Annotated in this window: 4 protein-coding genes; 2 read left to right on the top strand and 2 right to left on the bottom strand. The window is 64.3% G+C overall.

Annotation, left to right across the window (positions count from 1 at the left end; all coding sequences use genetic code 11):
* Positions 1-173: 173 nt before the first annotated feature.
* Complete coding sequence (locus RF638_RS15710) at positions 174-1757, top strand: SulP family inorganic anion transporter (RefSeq protein WP_368630667.1); 1584 nt, start codon at positions 174-176, stop codon at positions 1755-1757.
* 102 nt (positions 1758-1859) lie between these two features.
* Here RF638_RS15710 and RF638_RS15715 read toward each other — a convergent pair whose 3' ends face one another.
* The gene (locus tag RF638_RS15715; protein ID WP_368842438.1) at positions 1860-4493 is read right to left on the bottom strand and encodes a hypothetical protein; all 2634 of its coding nucleotides are present in this window, start codon (positions 4491-4493) and stop codon (positions 1860-1862) included.
* Positions 4494-4656: 163 nt separating this feature from the next.
* Positions 4657-6219, bottom strand: a complete 1563-nt coding sequence (locus tag RF638_RS15720) for an AbgT family transporter (RefSeq protein ID WP_368630665.1) — start codon at positions 6217-6219, stop codon at positions 4657-4659.
* A 311-nt stretch (positions 6220-6530) separates the two neighbouring features.
* On the opposite strand from RF638_RS15720, the gene RF638_RS15725 reads away from it, so the two are divergent.
* Positions 6531-7916: an amino acid permease gene (locus tag RF638_RS15725; protein ID WP_368629378.1), complete on the top strand. Its 1386-nt coding sequence runs from the start codon at positions 6531-6533 to the stop codon at positions 7914-7916.
* Positions 7917-8180: the final 264 nt, after the last annotated feature.

An 8180-nucleotide genomic window follows, 5' to 3' on the forward strand; every position in this document is an offset into this window, starting at 1 on the left:
TGAGCTACGCGGACATTTCACCTGAGGCAAGCACGAACACCATCCGGACATCTTGACATGAGGCAAGACGCCTGTGACCGGGCGCTACCCTATTGAGGTCGCCCGGTACATGCTCTGCCTCGAACAATCCCGGGCGTTCTCAGTTCTCGCACCTGATCTCATCCGGGAGTTCCGTGTCCACCTCCGTGCACCCCCACCACGTCACGCCGCTGCAACGCCAGTCCGTTGCGCGCACCCTACACACGCCGTCGTGGCTCAAGACCGAGGTGCTGGGCGCCCTGGTGGTGGGCCTTGCGTTGATCCCCGAGGCCATCGCCTTCTCCGTGATTGCCGGAGTGGACCCGCAGGTGGGACTGTTCGCCGCGGCGATCATGGCCATGACCTTGGCTGTCACGGGTGGGCGCCCGGCCATGATTTCGGCCGCCACCGGCGCGACCGCCCTGGTAATGGCCCCGCTGGTGGCATCGCACGGCGTGAACTACCTGATTGCGGCAGTGATTCTGGCGGGCATTTTCCAGATCGTGCTGGGCGCGGTCGGCTTCGCTCGAATCATGCGGTTCGTACCGCGCTCCGTGATGGTGGGTTTCGTGAACGCGCTGGGCATTCTGCTGTTCATCCCGCAGCTCGAGGAGCTGATCGACGTGCCGTGGGCGGTGTATCCGGTGGCCGCGGTCGCGTTGTTGATCGTGTTCGGTCTGCCCCGCCTGACTACGGCGGTACCGGCGCCCCTCGTGGCGATCCTGGTGCTCACCCCGGTGGTGGTTCTGCTCGGGTTGAACGTTCCCACCGTGAGTGACAAGGGCAAACTCCCCGATTCCTGGCCCCAGCTGATCGTCCCGGACGTGCCCTACACGCTGGAGACCCTGCAGATCATTGCGCCGTTCGCACTGACCATGGCGGTGGTGGGCATCATGGAATCGCTCATGACCGCCAAGCTCGTGGACGACATCACCGACACACCCTCCAACAAGACCCGCGAGACCTGGGGTCAGGGTGTGGGCAACGTGGTCAGCGGCATGTTCGGCACCATGGGTGGCTGCGGCATGATCGGCCAGACGATGATCAACGTGCGGGCCTCGGGTGCGCGCACCCGGATCTCCACGTTCCTGTCCGGGGTCTTCCTCTTGCTCCTGGTGGTGTTGCTGGGTGAGATCGTGGGCACCATTCCCATGGCAGCATTGGCCGCCATCATGATCTTCGTGGCCTGGGCGACCTTCGACTGGCACTCCATCCGCCCGTCCACGCTGCGCCGCATGCCGCTGTCCGAAACCGTGGTCATGCTCGTGACGGTTGCGGTCACGGTGGCCACCCACAACCTGGCGCTCGGCGTGGCCGCGGGTGTCCTGGCGGCGATGATCGGCTTCGCACGCCGCGTGGCTCATATGATCACGGTGGAACGCACCGTGGAGTCCCCGGCGGGTTCGCGCGGTGGCGGTGCTGCTGCCACCTCTGACCCGGTCGGTTCCGATATCCCGGCTTCCGGTCACTCTGCCGACGACGCCGTGGCCACCTACCGCGTGCGCGGCGAGTTGTTCTTCGCCTCCTCCAACGACCTGTACACCCAGTTCCGCTACGCGGAGGACCCGGCCACCGTAGTGATCGACTTCAGCGAATCGCACATCTGGGATGCCTCCACGGTGGCGGCCGTGGACGCGGTCACGGACAAATACCGGGCCCACGGCACCACAGTGAAGATCCGGGGGCTCAACCTGCCGTCCCGGCGCATGCGGGCACGGTTGTCCGGCACGCTGCAGTAACGCACCTTCCACTCCCGTGTTGATTCGCTCACTCGTTAGACTGCCCGCGATGACGGCGGGACGACCCCGAGCGATTCCCCGGTCAACGGTTTCCACCCCTCATCACCAGTCGGAGAAGTTCACCTCCACCTTGTCACCGGTAACGACCAGGTCACCGGAACCGTAAAGGCTGGTCTCCGTGTCCTGGTCCTCCCAGTCCGCCGGCTCATCATCGTCCCACTCGGAGTTGTACTGGTACTCCAGCGTGGCTTCGCCGGACTTGGACGTGCTCAGGGTGAGTGAATCACCCGTTCCGTACACCTCGTACTCGGGGTACTCCGTGATGGTCCAGGTGGGGTTCCGGTAGTCCTCGTTGTCGTCGTAGGAGTTGAACCCGAAGGAGCAGCCCTCCGGGTCGAAGGACCCGGACGCCGCACATTCGTCCAGCTTGGCGTTGGCCACTCGGGTGGCTTCCTCCACGAGTTCGGGGGTGTGCTCGGTGGAGAACTGCACGGTGTCACTCATGAACCGATCGTCGGCTCGTACCTCCGCCGTCTGTGCTTCGCCGTAGGTCACGTACTTGCTGGGTGCGTCCACGGACATGTCGTAGTCACCGGGCAGCACCGTGAGCGAAACCGAGTGCGGCTCAGATTCGTTCGGAAGGGTCACGGGGTTCCCGTTGACGTTCATCTTCTCCACGCCCGCGGGAACCTGAACCGTGACCTGCTGGTACAGCAGCGAATCCGGGTTTTCGATGCGCCAGGACTTGAACAGTCCCTCCCGGCCATCGGACACCAGGTTCACGCTGACATTACTGGTCACGTTGTCCTGGGAGACTCGGGCGTCCACCGTGGCACGGTCACCGTTGACCGTGGTGTCGGTGATCTCGTACGAGGAGATCCGGTTCTCAGCGGCACCGTAGATGTCATTGGTGAGCAGGCCGCGCTGCTGAGTGGTCACGTTGGGATCGGCCAGCTCGGTGGCGCGTTGGGCATCTCCGCCCACCACGGCCTCAATGAGTTCTTCGGCCTTCTTGTCCGGGCCAAATGCCGTGCGGCTGACCACGGAGAACACTATGGCCGCGATCACCGCCAGCAGGATGATCGACCCCGCGATGATGGCCACCAGGCGGATCTTCTTTTTCTTGGCCGGATCCATCGGCTCCCGTGGCTCCTGAGCAGCGGGAGCGACGCCCGCACCGTACGTGGGACCGACACCGGGCTCGGATGCCGGCCGAGCGACGTCGTCGTGCGGGGTGCGACCCGCTGCGGCCGCTCCACCCGCGAGCGCCGCGGCCGAGGCGACCACCGCTGCGCGACCTCGGGCTCGGTCCGAACCGCGCAGCGCACGGTTCACACCGCCGGGAAGAACCCCGATGAATGCAGGGGCCACGAAGCGCGCGAGGGCTTCTATGGCGACACCCCAGAGCAGGAAGACCAGGCACGTCCACGCCACGGGACGCACGGCCAGAACGCCGTCCAGACCGAAAAACCCGCCCAGCTGGCCCGAGGCGCGCAGCAACCACATGACCAGCAGACCAAGCAGCAGGTAGGCCCCGGGGAGCACGGCCCAGGACTGAACCGTGCGGGCGACCCGCTGGTCCACCGGGCGCACGTGCGCCCAGCTCAGCGCGGCACACACTGCGGAGATCACGGCCAGCAGAACCAGGAGGACGATGGCCCACACGGGTTGGTCGCCGTCCGTCCACAAGTAGGCGACGTTCGAGGATCCAGATGCCTCCGCGAGCCAGCCGCCGGCGCCCGTCACGGTGACGGCGGACAGGTGCGAGAGCACAAAGAGCACTCCTGCGGCCATGGGCACCCACAACACAGCTGAGAAACCCGCGGCGGCACCGCCTTCGATGAACGCGTAGATCACCATTCCGAGGCCGGCGAGAACACAGAACACCAGCAGGTGAATGGCAATGGGTCGCAGCACCTGGAGCAGCCCCGGAGCATGCCGCTCCGTGGTGGTCACCACACGACCGGGCGCGGGTTGAGCAACTCGAACGTTGAGAGCCGAGGCGGTGGCCAGCAACCCCACCAGGAAGGCCACCGCGACCAAGGCAAAGCTGACACCGGTGAGCCGCATCTCAAGGGTCGAGAGGAACAGCGGGACGTCCGTGCGCACCACTGTGATGGCCGTGAAGATGAGCGCCGTGAGCGCCCAGGCGAGGCCTGCAATGGCGGCCATGAGCCACTGGACCACGCGGTTGTCGAGACTGAGGCGGCCACTGAGCTTCCGCGCCACCAACCACGCCGTGAGAACCCCGCACAGCAACGGGAGGTACAGCGGGAAGATCAGGCCCATGGAGACGCCTTCCGCGCCTCCGCTCACGACCAGACGGAGCGGTGCCAGGAACGCGAGCGCTGCCACCTGGAAGGGAAGACAGATGGCCACCCATACCTGGTTGGCGTCCGTGCTGCTCTCGATCCCAGTGGTCACGTCCGAGGCGATGTCGTTGGAGGACGAGTCCCCGGACAGGGCGAATCCCAGCAACGTGATCAGAAGAGCGATCACCGTGGCGAGGACCGTGGCCAAGTAGCCGCTGATACCCGCGATCACCGGTACGAGCCAGTGCTTACCGGTCATCCCCCGCAGTGGAGCGGGCAGCTGGGACGCGGCCTTCTCGGGGCCCGTCCCAGGCCCATCATCTCCCGGGCCACCGACCGCGGGCATGGCCTTGGTCGTCTCCGAGTCCTGTGCTCGAGGCACCGGTTGAGTCTCGTCGCCCGGTCCGTACGCTGATGAGGGCATAGCCCCTCCCCTTGCTGGCTCTGTCACATTCGCTGAATGTTTCCTGAATACCAGACATTGCCAGAGACCTCCGACACCCATAAGCGTGTGGGCCTTTTAGGGCACATTGTGACGCATGCATCCGTTCTGACCAGGGCAAATGCACAACCGTCCCGCGCGAGAGTTACAGGTCTTGCGGGCCGAGCGGCAATCCGAGCAGATACCAGCCGACGAACAGCAGGAACCAACCGATCAACATGGCGATCGACAGCGGAAGCACCAGCGAGATCAAGGTGCCTACGCCGGCGTCCTTCTGGTACCGCCGCAAGTAACCCAGGACCAGCGCGAAGTAAGGGCTCACGGGGCTGAGCACGTTGGTGGGTGAATCACCGATCCGGAACAGCGCCTGGGTGGTCTCCGGTGAGACATCCAGCAGCATCAGCATGGGCACCATCACGGGCGCGAGCAGCGTCCACTGGGCCGAGCCGGAAGTGATCAGCAGGTTCATGACCGCCACGATGGCCACCACACCCGCAAACATGATCACCGGGTGCAGCCCCAGTCCGCCAATGAAGTCCGCTCCGTATACGGCCAGCACCGGTCCGATCCCCGACCATTCGAAGTACGCGGTGAACTGCGCGGCGGCAAAGAACAACACCAGAACGGGTGCCACGGACACGATGCCCTTGGACATGGCCTCCGGAATCTGGCGAGCGCGCGTCATGGTCCCAGCGGCACGGCCGTAAACCCAACCCATGACCGCGAACATCACGGCAATCACGATGCCGACGTTGAGCAACAACGGGGACATCAGGATGGTGCCATCCTCGGCGCGCAGCGGAGAACCGGGAGTGAGGAGCAAGGCCAGGTAGATCGCCATCATCACCGCGAAGGCGATGCCCGCGTTGCGCAAACCGCGCTTCTCGCGGGGCTTGAGCTTCATGTCGGAGAAGGAGCCCATGTCCTGCTCCTTGGTGTCCGTGTCCTCCTCGATCGCTTGGCCGCGCTTGGCAATCACGGTTTCCGTGACCACCGTGATGATGCCCGCCAGCACCAGGGCCGAGACGATGTTGAAGAAGTAGTTGGAGATGGGAGTGACAATCGCATTGGGGTCGATCAGGCCCGCGGCCGCTGTCGAAATGCCCGCGAGCAAGGCGTCCGACGCCGTCGGCAAGAGCGACGCGTTGAAGCCCGCCGCAACCGAGCAGAACGCGACGATCAAACCGACCACCGGCGAGCGCCCGGCGGCCTTGAAGGCGAGCGCACCGAGTGGGATGAGCACCACATACATGGCGTCCGCCGCGATGGAGCCGGTGATGCCGGTCAGTGCGAGCACGAAGGTCAGCCACTTGGGGCCCACGCGCGAGACCGAACCACGCAACGCGGCCGAAAGCATCCCGGATTCCTCGGCTACCGCGACGCCCAAGAGGATCACGACCACCAGGCCCAGCGGTGGGAACTCCACAAAGTTGATGACCGCTTCGGAGACGATCTGGCGCAAGCCTTCCGGGGAGAGCAGGCTGGTGACCTGGATGGTCTCGTCCGTGGCCGGGTTGACCGCGCTTAACCCCATGGTGCCCAGGACCCAGCTCAGCACCAGCACCACGCCGGCCAGGATGAAGAACAACCAGAACGGATCCGGCAGTTTGTTGCCCACCCATTCGATCCAGTTGAGCACTCTCAGGAGTGCGCCGTCGCCGTTCTTCTGTTTCTTGTGCGTCTCGGCAGGCTGTGATGAGGAAGACATGGCTCGTCCCGTTTCTTGAGGCGGTCACGATCGGTTGTCGGTTAAAGTACCCGGCGGTTGCCCACCCACCAGTGATGACGGGCCGTGGCGCGCTTGTGCGTATAAGAATTACGGCGTGCGCGCCTCAGCGCCGCACTGTCCACTCCGGATTAATGGGTGCGCGGTAAGGGGTGTAATCTCCTAAAGGCTTTCGTGCCGAACTGCATGATTTTCTGAGCAAAGCCTGAGCAGAATCACCTACTGAAGGTACTCCCGTGAGCGAATTTCCCGCTGCCCTCAAGCGCGGTCTGACCGTGCGCCACGTGCGCTTCATGGCCCTGGGTTCGGCCATCGGAACCGGCCTGTTCTACGGTTCCGCCTCCGCCATCCAGGCCGCCGGCCCCGCCGTGCTATTCGCGTACATGATCGGTGGCGCGGTGGTGTTCCTGGTGATGCGCGCTCTCGGTGAGATGGCCGTGCTGCACCCGGTGACCGGTTCGTTCGGTCAGTACGCCGGCCGTTACCTGGGCCCGCTCGCCGGCTTCATCACGGGGTGGACGTTCGTGTTCGAAATGGCCATCGTGGCTCTCGCGGACGTCACGGCCTTCGGCATATACATGCAGTTCTGGTTCCCGGATACGCCGCAATGGATCTGGGTGCTGGCCATCGTCCTGCTCATCACCGGCCTCAATCTGCTCAACGTCAAGGTATTTGGTGAGCTGGAGTTCTGGCTGACCATCGTGAAGGTCACGGCCATCATTCTGATGATCGTGGGCGGTTTCGCGATCCTCATCTTCGGCTTCTCGGTCCCCTCCAGCACGCCGCCCGGACTCCACAACCTGGTCGATCACGGCGGCCTGTTCCCCAACGGCTTCATCGGTCTGCTGCTGTCCTTCTCCGTGGTGATGTTCGCTTTCGGTGGCATCGAGACCATCGGCATCACCGCCGGCGAGGCCAAGATCCCCGCCAAGACCATCCCCGCCGCGATCAACACGGTTCCCGTGCGCATCCTGCTCTTCTACGTGCTCACCTTGTTCGTGCTGATGTGCCTGTTCCCCTGGAACGAGGTCACCGGCGAGGTCAGCCCCTTCGTGCAGATTTTCGAGTCCCTGGGTATCTCCTACGCCGCCCACATCCTCAATGCGGTGATCATCACGGCGGCGATCTCCGCCATCAACTCGGACATCTTCGGTTCCGGTCGCATGGTCTACGGTCTGGCCCAGCAGGGTCACGCACCCCGCGCCTTCACCCACGTGGGCCGCACCGGCGTTCCAACCCTCACGGTTGCACTGATGGCGGGCGTCCTGGTGATCGGCGTGATCCTCAACGCCGTGATCCCGGAGAACGTCTTCTTGATCATCGCGTCCCTGGCCACGTTCGCCACGGTGTGGGTCTGGATCATGATCCTGCTCTCCCACCTGGGCATGTCCCGCGAACGTGCCCGCGCCGGTGCCCCGCGTAGCTCCTACCCGTTGCCCGGCGGTCGCGTGAGCACGTACCTTGCGTTGGCCTTCATGGCGTTCGTGATCGTGCTACTCGCCTTCACCCCGGACACTCGCATCGCCCTGATCGTGGGCCTCGCGTGGCTGGTCATCATGACCGGCGTGTTCTTCACGTTCGTCAAGGGCAAGGGTCGCCAGCGCACGGTTCTTCCCGACGACGCCGCTCTCCCCACCGAACCCGCCGGCGCCGGTTCCAGCGCGGGTGCCGTGCGGTAGGCACTGCCCAACGCTGTCGTTACAGACGAGCTCGGTGGCCCATTCAAGACGGCGCCGAGCTCGTCTGCTTCCTCATAACCTTCTTCAGAGCAGAGTTATATAGTCCTCATTAATCGCCCCCACGATTGCTAAGGACTCCCCCATGTCTCAAGTGAACTACTCAGTCATCGACACTGAAACCACTGGCTTATGGGGCTCTTCACAATCGAGGGTGTAGATCTGTCAGCGCGTCGCTCACCGGGTAGGGGTCGAGGTCTTCCGAGG

The organism is Kocuria sp. CPCC 205235, from assembly GCF_040980905.1.
In the GTDB taxonomy this organism is placed as follows: Bacteria; Actinomycetota; Actinomycetes; order Actinomycetales; family Micrococcaceae; genus Kocuria; species Kocuria carniphila.

Bases quoted from the DNA above. Each gene is read 5' to 3' on its own strand.
- RF638_RS15715 (WP_368842438.1), bottom strand. From the start codon at position 4,493: ATGCCCTCATCAGCGTACGGACCGGGCGACGAGACTCAACCGGTGCCT.
- RF638_RS15720 (WP_368630665.1), bottom strand. From the start codon at position 6,219: ATGTCTTCCTCATCACAGCCTGCCGAGACGCACAAGAAACAGAAGAAC.
- RF638_RS15725 (WP_368629378.1), top strand. From the start codon at position 6,531: ATGGCCCTGGGTTCGGCCATCGGAACCGGCCTGTTCTACGGTTCCGCC.